This window comes from Nocardioides sp. (assembly GCF_004803405.1).
GTDB lineage: Bacteria > Actinomycetota > Actinomycetes > Propionibacteriales > Nocardioidaceae > Nocardioides > Nocardioides vastitatis.
Window position 1 is genome coordinate 59,483 of sequence record NZ_SSXI01000089.1, and the last position, 14,793, is coordinate 74,275.

At 68.0% G+C, this 14,793-nt stretch carries 19 protein-coding genes; 5 read left to right on the plus strand and 14 right to left on the minus strand.

What is annotated here, in order from left to right; translation table 11 throughout:
• Window positions 1-300: 300 nt before the first annotated feature.
• Genes E7Z54_RS06380 through trxA form a run of 3 tightly spaced genes read right to left on the minus strand, consistent with a single transcriptional unit; the run spans window position 301 to window position 1,333 of the window.
• A complete protein-coding gene (locus tag E7Z54_RS06380; protein ID WP_136432164.1) occupies window positions 301-564 on the minus strand; it encodes a metal-sensitive transcriptional regulator in 264 nt (87 codons plus the stop codon).
• Window positions 564-974 (minus strand): DUF302 domain-containing protein, encoded by a 411-nt coding sequence (locus E7Z54_RS06385; protein ID WP_136432165.1) that lies wholly within the window; start codon window positions 972-974, stop codon window positions 564-566. The genes E7Z54_RS06380 and E7Z54_RS06385 overlap by 1 nt, the downstream gene beginning before the upstream one ends.
• Entirely contained in the window at window positions 974-1,333 is a 360-nt protein-coding gene (gene trxA / locus E7Z54_RS06390) for a thioredoxin (RefSeq protein ID WP_136432166.1), read from the minus strand. The genes E7Z54_RS06385 and trxA overlap by 1 nt, the downstream gene beginning before the upstream one ends.
• A gap of 212 nt (window positions 1,334-1,545) precedes the next feature.
• On the opposite strand from trxA, the gene E7Z54_RS06395 reads away from it, so the two are divergent.
• From E7Z54_RS06395 to E7Z54_RS06410, 4 genes are read left to right on the plus strand one after another with little or no spacing between them, the layout of a single operon-like run.
• Window positions 1,546-1,878 carry a rhodanese-like domain-containing protein gene (locus tag E7Z54_RS06395; protein ID WP_136432167.1) on the plus strand — a complete coding sequence of 111 codons (333 nt, stop codon included), beginning with the start codon at window positions 1,546-1,548 and terminating at the stop codon, window positions 1,876-1,878.
• A 47-nt stretch (window positions 1,879-1,925) separates the two neighbouring features.
• Window positions 1,926-3,314: an MBL fold metallo-hydrolase gene (locus tag E7Z54_RS06400; protein WP_136432168.1), complete on the plus strand. Its 1,389-nt coding sequence runs from the start codon at window positions 1,926-1,928 to the stop codon at window positions 3,312-3,314.
• Window positions 3,311-4,156 carry a sulfite exporter TauE/SafE family protein gene (locus tag E7Z54_RS06405; protein WP_136432169.1) on the plus strand — a complete coding sequence of 282 codons (846 nt, stop codon included), beginning with the start codon at window positions 3,311-3,313 and terminating at the stop codon, window positions 4,154-4,156. The genes E7Z54_RS06400 and E7Z54_RS06405 overlap by 4 nt, the downstream gene beginning before the upstream one ends.
• A gap of 50 nt (window positions 4,157-4,206) precedes the next feature.
• Entirely contained in the window at window positions 4,207-6,384 is a 2,178-nt protein-coding gene (locus E7Z54_RS06410; RefSeq protein WP_136432170.1) for an MMPL family transporter, read from the plus strand.
• A gap of 344 nt (window positions 6,385-6,728) precedes the next feature.
• On the opposite strand, the gene E7Z54_RS24350 is transcribed toward E7Z54_RS06410, so the two are convergent.
• From E7Z54_RS24350 to E7Z54_RS06455, 11 genes are all read right to left on the minus strand, one after another.
• Window positions 6,729-7,097: a tyrosine-type recombinase/integrase gene (locus tag E7Z54_RS24350; protein ID WP_206056046.1), complete on the minus strand. Its 369-nt coding sequence runs from the start codon at window positions 7,095-7,097 to the stop codon at window positions 6,729-6,731.
• A 107-nt stretch (window positions 7,098-7,204) separates the two neighbouring features.
• Complete coding sequence (locus E7Z54_RS06420) at window positions 7,205-7,585, minus strand: hypothetical protein (RefSeq protein WP_136432171.1); 381 nt, start codon at window positions 7,583-7,585, stop codon at window positions 7,205-7,207.
• A gap of 272 nt (window positions 7,586-7,857) precedes the next feature.
• Window positions 7,858-8,397: a sigma-70 family RNA polymerase sigma factor gene (locus E7Z54_RS06425; protein ID WP_136432172.1), complete on the minus strand. Its 540-nt coding sequence runs from the start codon at window positions 8,395-8,397 to the stop codon at window positions 7,858-7,860.
• Between the two features lie 86 nt (window positions 8,398-8,483).
• Window positions 8,484-8,696: a hypothetical protein gene (locus tag E7Z54_RS06430; RefSeq protein WP_136432173.1), complete on the minus strand. Its 213-nt coding sequence runs from the start codon at window positions 8,694-8,696 to the stop codon at window positions 8,484-8,486.
• Between the two features lie 30 nt (window positions 8,697-8,726).
• Complete coding sequence (locus tag E7Z54_RS06435; RefSeq protein WP_136432174.1) at window positions 8,727-9,581, minus strand: hypothetical protein; 855 nt, start codon at window positions 9,579-9,581, stop codon at window positions 8,727-8,729.
• Window positions 9,582-9,632: 51 nt separating this feature from the next.
• On the minus strand, window positions 9,633-9,959 hold the full coding sequence (locus E7Z54_RS23000) for a hypothetical protein (RefSeq protein WP_168798198.1): 327 nt from the start codon (window positions 9,957-9,959) through the stop codon (window positions 9,633-9,635).
• 411 nt (window positions 9,960-10,370) lie between these two features.
• Window positions 10,371-10,520, minus strand: coding sequence for a hypothetical protein (locus E7Z54_RS23005; protein ID WP_168798199.1), 150 nt, complete (start codon window positions 10,518-10,520; stop codon window positions 10,371-10,373).
• A gap of 13 nt (window positions 10,521-10,533) precedes the next feature.
• Window positions 10,534-11,562 (minus strand): DUF4192 domain-containing protein, encoded by a 1,029-nt coding sequence (locus E7Z54_RS06440; protein WP_136432175.1) that lies wholly within the window; start codon window positions 11,560-11,562, stop codon window positions 10,534-10,536.
• 14 nt (window positions 11,563-11,576) lie between these two features.
• Entirely contained in the window at window positions 11,577-11,969 is a 393-nt protein-coding gene (locus E7Z54_RS06445) for a single-stranded DNA-binding protein (protein ID WP_136432176.1), read from the minus strand.
• Window positions 11,970-12,152: 183 nt separating this feature from the next.
• Window positions 12,153-12,608, minus strand: coding sequence for a hypothetical protein (locus E7Z54_RS06450; RefSeq protein WP_136432177.1), 456 nt, complete (start codon window positions 12,606-12,608; stop codon window positions 12,153-12,155).
• 122 nt (window positions 12,609-12,730) lie between these two features.
• Window positions 12,731-13,141 carry a hypothetical protein gene (locus tag E7Z54_RS06455; RefSeq protein ID WP_240769547.1) on the minus strand — a complete coding sequence of 137 codons (411 nt, stop codon included), beginning with the start codon at window positions 13,139-13,141 and terminating at the stop codon, window positions 12,731-12,733.
• Window positions 13,142-13,608: 467 nt separating this feature from the next.
• Between E7Z54_RS06455 and E7Z54_RS06460 the strand changes: the two genes are divergently transcribed.
• On the plus strand, window positions 13,609-14,745 hold the full coding sequence (locus E7Z54_RS06460; protein WP_206056044.1) for an IS110 family transposase: 1,137 nt from the start codon (window positions 13,609-13,611) through the stop codon (window positions 14,743-14,745).
• The last annotated feature ends 48 nt before the right edge of the window (window positions 14,746-14,793 follow it).

The window sequence follows — 14,793 nt, forward strand, 5'->3', positions numbered from 1 at the left end:
GTCGTCCGGCGTTCGCGACCACCGAGATGGAGCTGGCTGCCATGGCCACCGCCTTTGACCTGCTACTTCTCCTGGTAGCGGGGGCAGGATTTGAACCTGCGACCTCTGGACGTGATCAGGTGCGTCGCGACGACTACGGTCTCGGGCCGAGAAACTACCGATTCACTCGGTGTGGTGAGGGATTCGCACTCGCTTCCGATCCCAGGATGCCCCTCTCGTACCGAGTAGGACGGGCCCAATCTGGACCCTAAGTGGACACAAACTGAATCCTCAGGCCCGTGTCGTTCGAACGCCTGTCATTCAGGCCAAGGAAAGGAAGAGCTTCTCCATCTTCTTCACGTCCACGCTGTCGATGTCGTCGCCATTCGTCAGGCACTGCTGCAGGCCGGTGGCGACGATCGCGAAACCGGCCCGGTCGAGCGCACGGGAGACTGCCGCGAGCTGGGTGACGACGTCTTCGCAGTCGCGTCCGTCCGCGAGCATCCTCAGCACCCCGTCGAGCTGCCCGCGGGCGCGCTTGATGCGGTTGATGACCGGGGTCATCTCCTTCGGGTCCAGTTCCATCAGTTGTCTCCCTTGAGTGAGTCCAGTGACGTCAACGTGGCGGTGATCCGCTGCTTGGCGTCGGCGGCGACGGCGCTCAGTGCGTCGTTGTCGGCTAGTCCCATCATCGCGTCCGGGTCGAACGCCTCCACGATCGTGGTGTCCTCGTCCAGGGCGCGGACCACGACGTTGCAGGGCAGGACCGCGGCGATGGACGGTTCGGCGGTCAGTGCCTCGTAGGCCAGTGCGGGCCTGCAGGCCCCCAGGATCACCTGGGGGGCCACATCGACGTCGAGCTTGGTCTTGAGCGTGGCCTTGAGGTCGATCTCGGTGAGGATCCCGAACCCCTGCTCCCCCAGGGCCTCGCGGACCATCTCGACGGCGACGTCGTACGGGCGGGCCAGCGTGGTGGTGATGGTGTAGCTGTTCATCAGGCGCTCCTCTTCTGCTCGGCAAGGGCGGCCTCGATGTCGAGGTCCCGGACGGCGGTGATGAGCCGTTCCAGCGCGGCGGCCGGCAGGGCGCCGGGCTGGGAGAACACTGGTGTGCCGCCCTTGAAGGCCATCAGGGTGGGGATGGAGGTGATCTGGGCCGCGGAGGCGAGCTCGCGCTCCGCCTCGGTGTCGACCTTGCCGAACACGATGTCGGAATGTGCGGCCGCAGCTTTCTCATACACGGGGGCGAACATGCGGCACGGGCCGCACCAGGATGCCCAGAAGTCGACGAAGACGATGTCGCTGCTGTTCACGGTGCTCTCGAAGTTCGCTGCGTTCAACTCGACGGTGGCCATCGACGAACCCTTCTCTGTTTCGTTTGAGTTCCCCAGTCGGGGCGGCACTCATGTCAACGAGCATACCCCCCACGGTATTCCGGGCGCATCGTTTGCCGTGGACCCGGAAGCCACAGCGGAACTTTTGAAATACCCCCGGGGGTGTGTAAGTTTGAGCCGGGGCGAATACCCCGCCCCGTATCGGGTACGACCTAAGTGAAGGGATGCCAAGGATGAGTCAGACCACTCCGGAGATCGACGTCGAGCGCCTCGCGCGTGCCCGATCGGACGGCGCCACCGTGGTGGACGTCCGCGAACCGGGCGAGTACGTCGCCGGCCACGTGCCGGGCTCGACCCTGGTGCCGATGGGGCAACTGGCCTCCCGGTTGGACGAGCTGGACAAGACCCGGCCGGTGCACGTCGTGTGCGCGTCGGGCAACCGCAGCGCCGCGATGACAGACCTGCTGCGCGCATCCGGGTTCGACGCCTACTCAGTCGCCGGCGGCACGACCGCCTGGGCGCGATCCGGGCGTCCGGTCGAGACCGGCACGTCCCGTCCCAACTGATCCGCACCGTGCGACCCGCAACCCCCGAAACGACAGGAGCCTCCCTGATGAGCACCGACCTGACGATCATTCCGATCGAGACGCCCTCGCTCGGCGACCGCAGCTACGTGGTTCACGACGGCGAGGTGGCCTTCGTGGTCGACCCGCAGCGCGACATCGACCGTGTCCTGGACGTACTGGATGAGCATCGGGTGCGGCTGACCGACGTCTTCGAGACCCACATCCACAACGACTACGTCACCGGCGGCCTGGCCTTGGCCATGCACACCGGCGCGGCGTATTACGTCAACGCCGAGGACGAGGTGTCGTTCGACCGGACTCCCATCCGTGACGGCCAGACCGTGGAGGTGGGCCCCCGGATGCGGATGACCGCACTGTCAACCCCGGGCCACACCTTCACCCACCTCTCCTACGCGCTGGTCGACACGCAGGCCGGCGCTGGCGTCGACGGCTCGGTCGGGGTCTTCTCGGGCGGTTCGCTGCTGTACGGCGCCACCGGCCGGCCCGACCTGCTCGGCGAGGAGCACACCGACGCCCTGGTCCGTCACCAGCACGCCTCGGCCCACAAGTTGGCCGACCTCCTGCCCGACGCGGCGGAGGTCTTCCCCACCCACGGGTTCGGATCGTTCTGCGCCGCGACCCAGTCCGATGCGACCGAGTCCACGATCGGGCAGGAGAAGCAGTCCAACCCGGTGCTGACCCAGGACGAGGAGACCTACGTCCGCGAGCTCCTCGACGGTCTCGGCGCCTTCCCCGCCTACTACGCCCACATGAGTCCCGCCAACGTGGCTGGCCCCTCCGAGCCGGACCTCACACCCCCCGCGGAGGCCGACCCCGGCGAGCTCCGCCGGCGCATCGAGGCCGGTGAGTGGGTCGTCGACCTGCGCAACCGGACCGCGTTCGCCGCCGGCCACGCACCCGGCACACTCAACTTCGGCCTCGACGGCGCGTTCGCCACCTACCTGGGCTGGCTGATCACCTGGGGCACCCCGGTCACCCTGCTCGGCGCGACTCCCGAGGACGTCGCCGAGGCCCAACGCGAGCTCGTCCGGATCGGCATCGACCGCCCGGCGGCGCAGGCCACCGGCGGCCCCGAGGACTGGACCGACCGTGAGCTCGCGTCGTTCCCGACCGGCACCTTCGCCGACCTCGAACAGGTCCGCCGACACCGCCCGGTGGTCGTCCTCGACGTCCGCCGTGCCGACGAGTACGACTCGACCCGGATCAACGGTGCGGTCAACATTCCGATCCACGAGCTGCCCCGGCGCGTCGACGAGGTCCCCGAGGGTGAGCTGTGGGTGCACTGCGCCAGCGGCTACCGCGCCAGCGTCGCGGCCTCGGTCCTCGACGCTGCCGGTCGTCGCCTGGTGGCGATCGACGACAGCTTCGAGAACGCCGAGAAGGTCGGCCTGCACCTGGTCGGCCCCGACGCGTGACCCTGCTGCTCGCCCTCGTCGCCGGCGCGCTCATCGGGCTCAGCCTGGGTGCGCTCGGCGGCGGCGGCTCCATCCTCGCCGTCCCGGTGCTGGTCTACCTGCTGGGCCAGGACGCCGGGCAGGCGACCACCGGCTCCCTGGTCGTCGTCGGGGTCACCTCACTGATCGGCGCGGTGACCGCGCACCGGGCAGGCAACGTGATGCTTGCCAGGGGCGTCACCTTCGGCGTCGTCGCGATCGGCGGAGCGGCGGCCGGGGCGAACGCCTCGGCCCACGTGGCCGATCCGGTACTTCTCGCGGCATTCGCCGCCCTGATGTTGCTCGTCGGCGGCGGGATGGCGTTCCGGCAGGTCCGCCACGCGCGTCAGTTCTCCTGCGGTCACCAAAGCGAGGCGGGCTCACGGCCGCGGCGACCGACCCTGGACGACCCGATCATCGCCTTCCGCGAGGGGTTCATGTGTGACTGTCCCCGTGCGGTCAAGGTGTTGGTCACCGCCACCGTCGTCGGTCTGCTCACCGGGTTCTTCGGTGTCGGCGGCGGCTTTCTCGTCGTGCCGGCCCTCGTCCTCGCGCTGGCGCTTCCGATGACCTACGCAGCGGGCACCTCTCTGGTGGTCATCACCTTGACCAGCGCGGCGGCTCTCGCGGTTCGCGCCGGCGTCGGCACCACCCCTGCCTGGACCCTGGTCGCCACCCTCACCGCCGCCTCAGCGGCCGGTGGCTTCGCGGGTGTCCGGCTTGCCGACCGTATCGACACCACCAAGCTCTCCGCCGCATTCACCGTCCTGGTGCTCGGCGTCGCCGTGTACACCGCCAGCCAAGCTCTCCCCGCACTCGTCTGAACCCAATCTCGCCCCTAGACGAACACCCTCGACACGAAACGGATCACGCCATGACGTCGACGGCCACCCGCCGCCTCGCCCGCAAGCACGACACGGACCCCGGGCTCTCGCCCGGCTTCAAGACCGGCCCACTGGGTCGGCTCGGCATCTGGGTCACCGATCACGCCAAGCTCGTCACCGGAGTGTGGCTGCTGCTCATCATCGGCCTCGGCGCCTTCGCCCCGCAGGTCGAGCACAACCTCTCCGGTGCCGGCTGGCAGGCTGACGGTTCCGAGTCCGTCGCTGCCCGCGAACTGGCCCGGGAGCACTTCGGCGGCAACGCCAGCTCCGCCATCCAGGTCGTCGTCCAGTCCTCGGACGGCCCCGTCACCGAGGGCGAAGGCGCGAAGGTTCTCGCCGAGGTGACCCAGATGCTCCAAGAAGAGCACCGGATCGCTGACGTCGTTGCCCCGATGCCCGGCGCCACCCTCAGCCAGGACGGCAGCACCGCCATCGTTCTCGCCGGTGCCGGCGGCGACACCAACGAGATGGTCAGGGTCGCCACCGACCTCAAGCAGCCGCTCCAGGACCTCTCGGTCGAAGGAGTGCAGGTCAACCCCACGGGCTCCTCGCTGCTCTGGTCGGACTTCAACGAGGCCAACCTCGACGCGATGCTCAAGTCCGAGATGGTCTCCTGGCCGGTCACGATGGCCATCCTCGTGCTCGCCTTCGGCGCCCTGGTCGCCGCCGGCCTGCCGCTGATCCTCACCCTGGCCGGGTTGGTCGCCTCCGCCGGCTCCCTGGTGCTGATCAACGAGCTCGTCCCGGTCTCGATCTGGGCGATGAACTTCGCGATGATGTTCGCCCTCGCTCTCGGCATCGACTACGCGCTCTTCCTCGTCGTCCGCTACCGCGCCGCCCGCATGGGGGCACACGAGTCCAGGAAGCAGGCGATCGCCGAGACCATGGGCACCGCCGGCAAGGCCGTACTCCTCTCCGGCCTCACCGTGCTGGTCTCGCTCTCCGCGGTGATGCTCGTGCCCTCACCATCGTTCCGATCGATGGCCGGCGGCATCATGCTCTCGGTGGTCTTCGTCCTCGGCGCGACCCTGACCCTGCTCCCGCTGGTGCTGTTCAAGCTGGACAACAAAATCAACAAGTTCGCCCTGCCCTGGGTCCACACCGGGGAACACCGCTCGCCGAGGTTCGCCGCCTGGGCCGAGCGACTCTGGAAAGGCCCCATTGCCTGGGGCATGGCCTCCCTGGTCATCCTGCTCGTCCTGGCCGCGCCCATCCTGGGGCTGAAGACCGCGATGCCGTCCATCAAGGTGCTTCCCGAGGACGCCTCCGCCCGGATCGGGTACGACATCGTCCAGGACAAGTTCGGCGAAGGCGGCCCCGGCACCCTGCAGATCGTGATCGACCGGGCCGACGCGGACGCTGCGGCCGAGGTGCTCGCGGGCGACGAGGGCATCACCGCAGCAATGCCACCCATGCCCGCCGGGGACGACTCCGGCTACGCGATGATCCAAGCGGTCCCCACCGTCGACCCCTCCGACCCCGAGCTCGCCCAGACTGTCGACCGGCTTCGCGCAGACCTTCCCGAGTCCGCGCTCGTCGGCGGGGCCGCGGTGGAGAACCTCGATCTCAAGGCCCAGCTCGACGAGTCCACCCCCCTGGTGATCGGCGTGGTGCTGGCACTCGGCTTCCTGCTCCTGCTCCTCGCGCTCCAGGCGCCACTGATCGCCCTGCTCGGCACCCTGGCCAGCCTGCTCTCCACCGCAGCCGCCTTCGGTGTCGCCCGACTGGTCTTCCAGGAGGGGTACGGCGCTGACCTCCTCGGCTTCGAGTCCCAAGGGTTCCTCAACGCGTGGGCGCCGATGTTTTTCTTCGCGATGATCTTCGCCATCGCCATGGACTACACCGTCTTCCTCCTCGCCTCCGCCAAGGAGCACTACGAACGCTCCGGAGACCCGAAGGAGGCGATGGTCGGATCACTGGCCCACTCCGGCCGCGTCATCTTCGCCGCCGGCGCCGTCATGGTCGCCGTCTTCTTCACCTTCGCCCTCTCCGGGCCGCTGCCGCCCAAGGAGATGGGCATCGTGCTCGGCGTCGCCGTCCTGCTCGACGCAGCCCTGGTCCGCCTCGTGCTCTTGCCCGTAATGCTGCGCCTGACCGGCAAGGCCGCCTGGTACACCCCCGCCTGGCTCAAGAAGGTGCTGCCCAACATCACCTTCGCCCACGACTGATTCACCTACCCACTCGAAGGAGAACGACCATGTGCCGAGCAACCCGATGCAAGACCTGCGGCAAGACAACCTGGGCCGGATGCGGCCAACACGTCACCCAGGTCAAGACCGGCGTGCCCGCCGGACACTGGTGCCCCGGCCACCCCAAGGCTGAGCGCACCGGCGGCGGACTCCTCAGCAGACTCTTCGGCCGTCGCTGAGCCGTCACGTCACGAGCGCCCGCAACTCACCGGATCAGAGGTCTCCGAGGTTGAGACGGCGGGCCTCGATGGCAGCGCGTTCGCCGGCGTTGGCTCGGGTGTAGCGGATGAGCATCTCGACGCGGGTCCAGCCGGCCAGGGCCATCAGGCCGGATTCGAATCCGCCGGCGGCCAGCCAGCGGTGGGGGCGGTGTGGCGGAGTCGATGCGGACGGAACCCGTCGATGCCGGCTCGTTCGGCGCGTCGGCGCAAGGAGCGGTAGAGCGCGTCGGCGGCGAGTCCGCGCCCGCGTTCGCCGAGCCAGAGCTCGGGCCGGTCGGCGTGGCGCTGTGCCTTTCGGTCCGCGAGGTAGCTGCAGATCGCGGCGTCCGTGGCGGGGCCGATGGGGATGACACGACCGCGGCCGCCCTTCCCGTGCCGGATGGTGACGAGGCCGGCGTCCAGGTCGAGGTCGCCGGCGGTGAGGGCGATGACCTCGTTGAGCCGGATTCCAATTTGAGACCGCTGATCCAGAGATTCGGCGCTCGGTCACGGCCAGTGTGTGGCCTCTCAGACTCCTTCTAGACGATGTCTGCGTTACAACGGATCTCTAAGAATCTACTCGCCGCGTGCTCAGCGGCCTAGCCGGTCACACTCTCGATGAGCCCGCGCACGGTCGAGGGGTCGGGTCCAAGCACGACAATGACCTGATCGCAGGATGCGCACGTGATGGCGTCGACGACGCGAGAACTCATCTCCATCAACGGCCCCGATGAAAGTCGGCTGAGTTGGTGTCCACCAAACACCCGCCACGGCGTCGTCACCTCGTCCCACTCGGCCCCGAACAGTGCACTGCCCTCATAGGGGGCGACGAGAACTGTCGTCGAGGACCGCGGCGCCTTGGTGATGCAAGTGTCGTCCAAACTTTCGAGTTGAACGACAGAGTCGTCGCCCGTCGGGGCCCATGCCGCGCAGTTGAGAACCGGCAGATGAGGCCAGGATGCCGCTCCCTCAAGTCTCATCGGAACCTCCTCCGTTGTTCCGGATGACGGGTCGTTCGAAGAACTGGCAGGAGCACTTGGCGACGTGGCGCTTGGGACGTCCCTAGAGTCGCCCCGTGACGACAGAATACCGAGGGCGACCGTGATCGCGACAACGCAGGTGCTGGCGAGGAGTGGCGTCAGATACCTGCTCCTCCTCGGGCTCGGCGTGGCTCCAGAGAATCCGCCGTAACGCGGCGCGTGTTGCGCCAACTTGCCGAGGCTGCGAATAATCAGTTGGTCGTCTTTGATGGTCATTGGTCACCTTCTGTGCTGGAAGCCGGCGTGGAGGCGGCCTCCGATTGCTCGAGGGCAGCGCGGAGACGCGGCAGGGCACGGGACACCAGACTGCGCACGGTGGCAGGTGCACTGCCGATGGCCGCGGCGATCGATGCGTCGTCCCAGTCGCCGTAGTAGCGCAGGACAATGCAGGCGCGTTCTCGGGTCTTGAGTACTGCAAACGCCCGCAACAGAGCGTCTCGTTCTGCGATTGGCGTATCGACCGAGCCAATGGTCGCCGGCTCGCTTCGGAGGATGACTAGCGCCCGAGCGCGTCGTTGAAGCCGTCTTCTTCGGTCCAGGAACTCGTTCGTCACTGCGCGCTTTGCGTACGCGAAGGGGTTCGTAGCGCGAGCGATGGATGACGATCCGAGAAGTCGCGCGAGGACCGCTTGGACGATGTCTTCCGCCTCATCGCCGTCGCCGGTGAGCAGGTAGGCGAGCGTGATGAGGTCTTGCCCACGCGTGGACGCAAGTTCGGCGACGATCTCGCTGACCCGCTCCGAGGAAGTCATGATCACGTCTACTTAGACGTCGGGGCATGCGATGTTGTGGCGACGCCGCGCCGAAAGTTCGCGAGGACCCGGAAGTGCACCGACTGTCAGGACGTGGACGCGGGCAGTTCGCTCTGAATGCTTTGTGCCGTTCCGCCCAGCGCAGACGATGCGCCTAGCGTGCCCAGCAGCCATTCCTCGGTCGTCACGTCTGGACTTTGCGCGGCGGTCGCCGTGCCCACCGAGCCGAGTCCGACTGTGAAGGCGCCGAGACCCCCGATGCCGGCGAGCATTGACCTGCGACTGATTTCGGACATCATCCACCTAGATCCTGGCTGGTAGGGCTTCGGTTAGCGGACCGTGCGAGAGCGGACGCCATTGCTGAACACGTGACCACCACCCCAAGTCGTGTAGGGCCCCCTGTCACAGTTCTCCGGGTTCGTGATGTAGTTCCCGGAGTTGTCTCTGTTCCTCGCATTAGTCCGTCCGGGCTTGTGACACCACCGACTGCCGCCGGCATCGTTGAGGTTCTTTCGATAGAAGTGATAGTCGACGCCAGGCCAGATCACCAAGGCAACCCGCAGGTTACCGGTGTCGCAGGAGAGCACCCAGCCGTCGCGCTGCATTGCGGCCTTGATTGCCGAGACAGTCAGCGCAGTGAAGACCTGCCCGCCCTGTTTGCCAGGCTGAGCGAACGTGTTGCTCGCGTAGTTCGCGGCGTAGTTGTAGCAATTGTTGTCAGGCTTTCGGGTTCCGTTCCAAAACGAGAAGTCATCCCAACTGGTGTAGTACAGACTGCACACACCAGCTGCGGCCAGGTCAGCTTGGTCAAGGCTGCCGGTCTGCGCCATGTCCCACTGCACCTGCTCGGACACTGCCGATGCCTCAGCATCCGTCAGGCCGCCGGGTCCCGCCACACCCTGCAGAAGAAACTGCTCGGCGCTCGGGTCGGTACTGGCGCCGGGAACGCCGGACCGCACTCGGAAGGCGATCGCGTGCCCAGTGCCTCCAAGCGACTCAGCCTCGGTCCCTGAGGCGCGTACGATGAACCCGCGATATCCGAGGATGCCCTCGCTCGCGTCGACTGGGACCGTCGGGGTCGAGCCGTCGCGCACCCGCTGGGTGAATTCCGCAGCTTCCTTTGGTGCTAGAACCCATCGGGGGTTGGGCCGCCCGGAAAACACATCTAGTTCGATCTCGTACACGTGCGAACCCCCGAGCTCAGGAATGTGACTGCGAACACCATCGCGGGGCTGTCACATGTTGTCAAGGGCTTGCAATTCTTCGGTCTCGCGCGGCTTCGAGGGCTCGATGCCGAGGGCGTGGCGGACCCCGTCCGGTATTCGCGCAGCGCCCGGCCCGGGACGTCTCGGGCACTTGAACGAGGTGGCGTTCTCGTCCGTCATTCGCCGGGGAAGATGCCTATGGCCGATGTCGACGTCGGTGTCGGCGTCGGATGCGTGGCCCATCACTTCAGCGATAGCGAGCTCGCCATCGCCGAAGTCACCTCGTTCTTCGATCCAGTGGCCCTTCTGGAGTCGGCAGCGGAACGAAGGGCCTTCCGCCGCGTAGGAGCACGTCATGCGCGGCCCACGATGCTTCGCAACCGGTGGCACTCCCCCACGCGGTCATCTCGGCCGGTCGCCTAGAAAGCCGCCCGCAATCTAACTGAATCCAGGCGGCAGGGCCTCGCGCCCGACCGTCCACCGCTGCGCATGCGGAAGCTCCTCACGCCAAGCACCCAGAGGGGTTTCTGGGTCACAGAGCGCGACACAAGCCGGAATGGCTTAAATGGCGAGTGGCCCCTGATCTGCGTTTCCGCAGGTCACGGGCTACTTTCTTGTAGCGGGGGCAGTGTGATGGTTCAGGACATAGGAAAGGCTTGTCTCGCCACATAGGAAAGGGGTCTGCTGCACGGATAGGTGACATCTTGATCTGCGTGACGCGGGCCAGTTTGTCGGCGTCGTTGACCTCGGCGCTCGGGACGCTCATTCCTACCCCTTCCACAGCGGGTCGAGGTCGGGTTCGTGGATGATGTCCAGGCGCTTGTCGGGGGCGTAGGCCGCGGGCTCGGGCGCGACCAGGCGGCGCAGCTGCCGCTCGGTGGCGCTGTGCTGCACCGGGGTGTCTTTGTCGTGGTTCATCGCGGGTCCCTTCTCAGCGGCCCGGGGCCGGGCGGTCGGTCACGGGCTGCGTGCCCGGGATGTCGCGCTGTTGGCCGGGCGACTTAGGAACGAAGGACTCGTCCAGCTCGGCGGCGAGATCCCGCATCTGGGTCTGGTATCGGTCCCACTCGCGGGGGTGGATGCCGTCCTGCAAGGCCGAGGCGACGATGGCGGCCATGGAGTAGGGCCGGTCGGCGGGTACCTGGTCCAGAGCGCACCAGGCCTTGGCGCCGTCGCCGTGCAGCCAGCTGGCGAAGCCAAGCATGGAGGCCGGCGCCGCGCGGACCTCGTCAGGGCCGCGGCGGGTGAGGTCGGTCCAGATGGCCATGTGGGAGGTGGAGTTCTCCCGACTCATGTCCTCCCAGAGCGCGTCCCGGGTGCTGATCGTCTCCAGGGCCACGAGCATCCGCGCGCCGTCGACGTCGGAGAGCCGGTTGCCGTCGGCGTGGAACAGCCTGACCCGGTCCAGTGCCCAGTCCCGCTCCGCAGCGGGTGTGTTGACCGCGGCCGCTGCTCGAGCCGCGGGGAGCAGCTGGGCGATGGGCTCGCGGTCGCCGACCATGGAGGCGGCCAGGGACTCGCGGCTGGCGGACGGCTGGACGGCGCCGGTGAGCACGGTCGCGGCCGCGATCCGCTCAGCGGTCGACGGGGTCTGAAGCCCGGTCTGGCCGGTGTTGAACTCGCGCCAGCGCTCGCCGTCGGACCACAGCCTGATGTGGGTGGTGATGCCGATGTCCTGGAGACGGTTGGACAGGTGCTGGCTGGCGAGCTCGGCGCTGGGGCGGTCCTCGGTGATGCAGATGATGGCCAGGCGGGCACCGGGCCGGGCGTGGCGTCCGTACGGGCCACTGAGGGCGTCCCAGACCTCCTGGCGATCGGCGGCGGTCCGGGGCAGGTCGACGCGGGTGATCGGCAGCCCGGGCCGGAAGGGCACCAGGACGATCGACTCCTCGGGCTTGAAGCCGAGGACGTGCGGCACCGCGGCGAGCAGCTCGTCCGGGGATTGAACGACGAGATCCATCGGAGCGAACCTCCTCAGCTGGCCTGGGCCGCGTGCGGGGCGCGGTCGATGCGCGCGGGCACGTACTTGAGCGGGATGCCGACCTCGCCGAAGCGGTTGTCGACGACCACGACGTCCTTGGTGCGCTTCTCCCCGGTCTCCTTGTCCGGCCAGCTCTCGGTGCGCTCGAGGCTGTGGACGAAGATCGGGTCACCGGATCCGCAGCTGTCATGTACGCGGGTGGCGGCCGAGCCAAAGATCTTGACGTTGCAGGCGGTGGGCTCGTCGCTGACCCACTCCCCCTGGTCGTTCTGGAACCGGCGGTTGACCAGGACGCGGCAGGTGACGAACGGCTTGTTGTTCTCCCGGGTGTGGTGCGCCTCCGGCGCCTCGGCCAGGTTGCCGGCGAAGGTGACGATGGTGGACATGGCTTCCTCGCAGCGATCACATCGGCCGAAGTCGTTTCCACCGCTCGAGCTCGGCGGGCGGCGCAGCGGGAGATCACCCAGGGGACGTAGAAGCGCCCCGACCGGCTCTCGGGTACCGGATCGGGGCGCTGGGAACCACGCTGGTCGAGGCGCTGACACAACTGCCGGCGTCGCTCTCGCGGGCTACCGGGTCCGGCGACGCCGCAGCGGTCGGTTGCTGAGCTTCTGCGGTGGCGGCGGCAGGTCGCGGCCCAGCCGCCGGCGGGCGTCCTCGGCCGCGGCGATCACTGCCTCTTGGGCGAACGCTGAGCGGGCGAGCATCCGGCCGAGCTCTTGACGGTCGGCCACGAGCGCGTCCTCGACCGCCTCGATGGTCGCGGCGGGCAGGTCGTGCTTCTTGTTGAAGCTCTTGCGGGTCACGCTGACCAGGGCGGGACGCTTCTCACCCGCGGCCGCGAGCTCTGCCCGCTGCTGCGGTGAGCGCCGGGCGTGGAGCTCGAGCGCCTGGGCGATCCAGCCGACGAACGAGCCGGGTGAGTCGGCGTCGGTGTCCAGGTCTGCGATGTAGGCCGATCGTGCGAGGTCCCAAACGCGGGGATTCCAGTAGATCCCGACCGGGATCGTGGTCTGGCTCGTCACCTGATCACTCCCCTGGTCTCGTCCGCCCGGGTCGAGCTGCAGCGGCTAACACCCCTTCGCCCGGTACGGCGCGAGCACCGGGCAGATCGGTCATCACTGCCGCGACCGGCGCGAGGCCGGCGTCATCCAGCCGACGAGCAGGCACCCGCTCCCCGACTCCCAGCGGTCGCCAGAGCCGCACCGTCGCCGCCCTGCGCGCCGTCGCGGTCGCCGCACTGCTCGCCGTTGTCGTCTGCCTGCGGCTCACTGGCGAGCCGCCGCAGCCGCGTCGCCTCGCGCACCGTGATCGTCTCGCCGCACCACTCGACGGCCTCACCCAGGGACAGGCCCTCGCGCTCGGTCAACTCCCGCAACGCCTCACCGGCGCGATTCTCGGTCTCGGCCACCGCCGCGTCGCGCTCACCGATCGCGACCATGACCCGCTCGGCCAGGTCGATCACCCGACGCTCCCGCTTCTCGCGTTCGCGCCGCCGCTTGTCTGCCATCTCCCGCGCCGTACGCCGCGCCTGCTGCTTGATCGTCTGCTGACTCATCCGGTCCTCACTCGTGTCGACATGGACGCTGACAGTCACCTACGACATTTGCCCGACCCCGAGCGCTCAGCGAACCGCAGAAACCTTCAAACCCGCTCCTGACCCATCCAGCCCACCCGATCCGAGCCCGATGCCCCAGCCGTCACCGACGCCCCTCAGCGTCCCCCCAGATTTGCGCGAACTCCCAAGTGCCACACACCTCTTGCATCTGCGGCAGAGTTTCGTCCGTCATAAACCCCCTGCGGGGCCGCAGCGCCGCCGGGAAGGCTCTACCTCTTGCTGCCCCTCCCCCGTTCTACGCGGGGGTGGTGGCTCTCAGAATGGTTGCCTCCCGGCGGCGTCCCCCCGGTCGGCGGTGACGCCCGATAGAGGCATGAGAACCACCAGAACCACCGGTTGTTCTGCAGATGCTTGCGCGTCGCCGACCCCGCGGACCTCAGGCATCCGTTAGCGAAAGGCACCGCTTCTTGTACGCCGGCATCGACACTCACAAGGACACGCTCGCGGTCGCGGTCATCGACCACGCCGGCCGCGCGCTCGCTTCCCTCGAACTCCCGAACACCAACACTGGATTCGCCGAGCTCACCGCTCTGCTTGCCGACCATCAGGTGCAGCGAGTCGGCATCGAGGGCTCCGGTGCCTACGGCCGCGCCGTGGCCGTTCACCTCGCATTGGAGCACCCTGACCAGGACCTTGCCGTGGTCGAGGTGCCCACGTTGATGACCTCACGCGAGCGCCGCGGCAAGCCCGGCCAGGGCAAGACCGACCCCGTCGACGCGCTAGCCATCGCCCGGATCACCGCCCGCGAACCCGGACTCCCACCCGTCCGGCTGACGGTCGGGCCGGCCGCGGACATGCGGGCACTGCTGGACTACCGCGACGAGCTGATCGCTGAACGCACCGCCCTGGCCAACCGCGTCCACGCCGAACTCGCCGGCCTGCTCCCGGGCTACCAGCACCAGATCGGCTCGCTGACCACCAAGGTCCGGATCCACCAGGCCATCGACCTGCTGGCCCATATCACCGGCGCCGGCGCAGTTCGTGCCGACCTCTCCCGCCGCCGGCTCGAGCGGATCCTCGCCATCGACACCGAAGCTCAAGAGCTGCGCAAGACCATCGCCGGACTGGTCGAGGACACCGGCACCACGTTGACCGAGGAGTACGGCATCGGCCCGCTGATCGCCGCTCGGTTCATCGCCGAGGTCGTCGACGTACGCCGCTATCCCACCCGCGACACGTTCGCCGCAGCCAACGGCACCGCGCCCATCCCCGCATCGTCAGGGCGCACGGTGCGGCACCGCTTCAACCCCGGCGGGAACCGCCAGCTCAACCGCGCGCTCTACACGATCGCCATCACCCAGATCCGCGCCGACACCGAAGGCCGCCGCTACTACGAAGCCAAACGAGCCCAGGGCAAGACCCGACGGGAAGCACTGCGCTGCCTGAAGCGACGACTCTCCGACGTCGTCTACCGCCGCATGCGTGTCGAGGCCCGCGCCTTCAACGTCACCGACCTACCAGAACTGACGAGCACCAACGAGCATCGTCGGGAGACGCTGGCGGTGGATGCGGGCGCCGCAAACGAGGCACGACTAACGGCCTGAACGGGCCAGCGGCGTGGCAGAACTTCCAGCCCCCGTCCTGCTCTTCAC

Excerpts from the sequence above, each read along its gene's own strand:
- E7Z54_RS06420 (WP_136432171.1), bottom strand. The coding sequence starts at position 7,585 with ATGAGACTTGAGGGAGCGGCATCCTGGCCTCATCTGCCGGTTCTCAAC.
- E7Z54_RS06430 (WP_136432173.1), bottom strand. The coding sequence starts at position 8,696 with ATGATGTCCGAAATCAGTCGCAGGTCAATGCTCGCCGGCATCGGGGGT.
- E7Z54_RS06425 (WP_136432172.1), bottom strand. The coding sequence starts at position 8,397 with ATGACTTCCTCGGAGCGGGTCAGCGAGATCGTCGCCGAACTTGCGTCC.
- E7Z54_RS23000 (WP_168798198.1), bottom strand. The coding sequence starts at position 9,959 with ATGACGTGCTCCTACGCGGCGGAAGGCCCTTCGTTCCGCTGCCGACTC.
- E7Z54_RS06395 (WP_136432167.1), top strand. The coding sequence starts at position 1,546 with ATGAGTCAGACCACTCCGGAGATCGACGTCGAGCGCCTCGCGCGTGCC.
- E7Z54_RS06455 (WP_240769547.1), bottom strand. The coding sequence starts at position 13,141 with ATGAGTCAGCAGACGATCAAGCAGCAGGCGCGGCGTACGGCGCGGGAG.
- E7Z54_RS06385 (WP_136432165.1), bottom strand. The coding sequence starts at position 974 with ATGAACAGCTACACCATCACCACCACGCTGGCCCGCCCGTACGACGTC.
- E7Z54_RS06380 (WP_136432164.1), bottom strand. The coding sequence starts at position 564 with ATGGAACTGGACCCGAAGGAGATGACCCCGGTCATCAACCGCATCAAG.
- E7Z54_RS23005 (WP_168798199.1), bottom strand. The coding sequence starts at position 10,520 with ATGAACCACGACAAAGACACCCCGGTGCAGCACAGCGCCACCGAGCGG.
- E7Z54_RS06440 (WP_136432175.1), bottom strand. The coding sequence starts at position 11,562 with ATGGATCTCGTCGTTCAATCCCCGGACGAGCTGCTCGCCGCGGTGCCG.
- E7Z54_RS06410 (WP_136432170.1), top strand. The coding sequence starts at position 4,207 with ATGACGTCGACGGCCACCCGCCGCCTCGCCCGCAAGCACGACACGGAC.
- E7Z54_RS06445 (WP_136432176.1), bottom strand. The coding sequence starts at position 11,969 with ATGTCCACCATCGTCACCTTCGCCGGCAACCTGGCCGAGGCGCCGGAG.
- E7Z54_RS06400 (WP_136432168.1), top strand. The coding sequence starts at position 1,926 with ATGAGCACCGACCTGACGATCATTCCGATCGAGACGCCCTCGCTCGGC.
- trxA (WP_136432166.1), bottom strand. The coding sequence starts at position 1,333 with ATGGCCACCGTCGAGTTGAACGCAGCGAACTTCGAGAGCACCGTGAAC.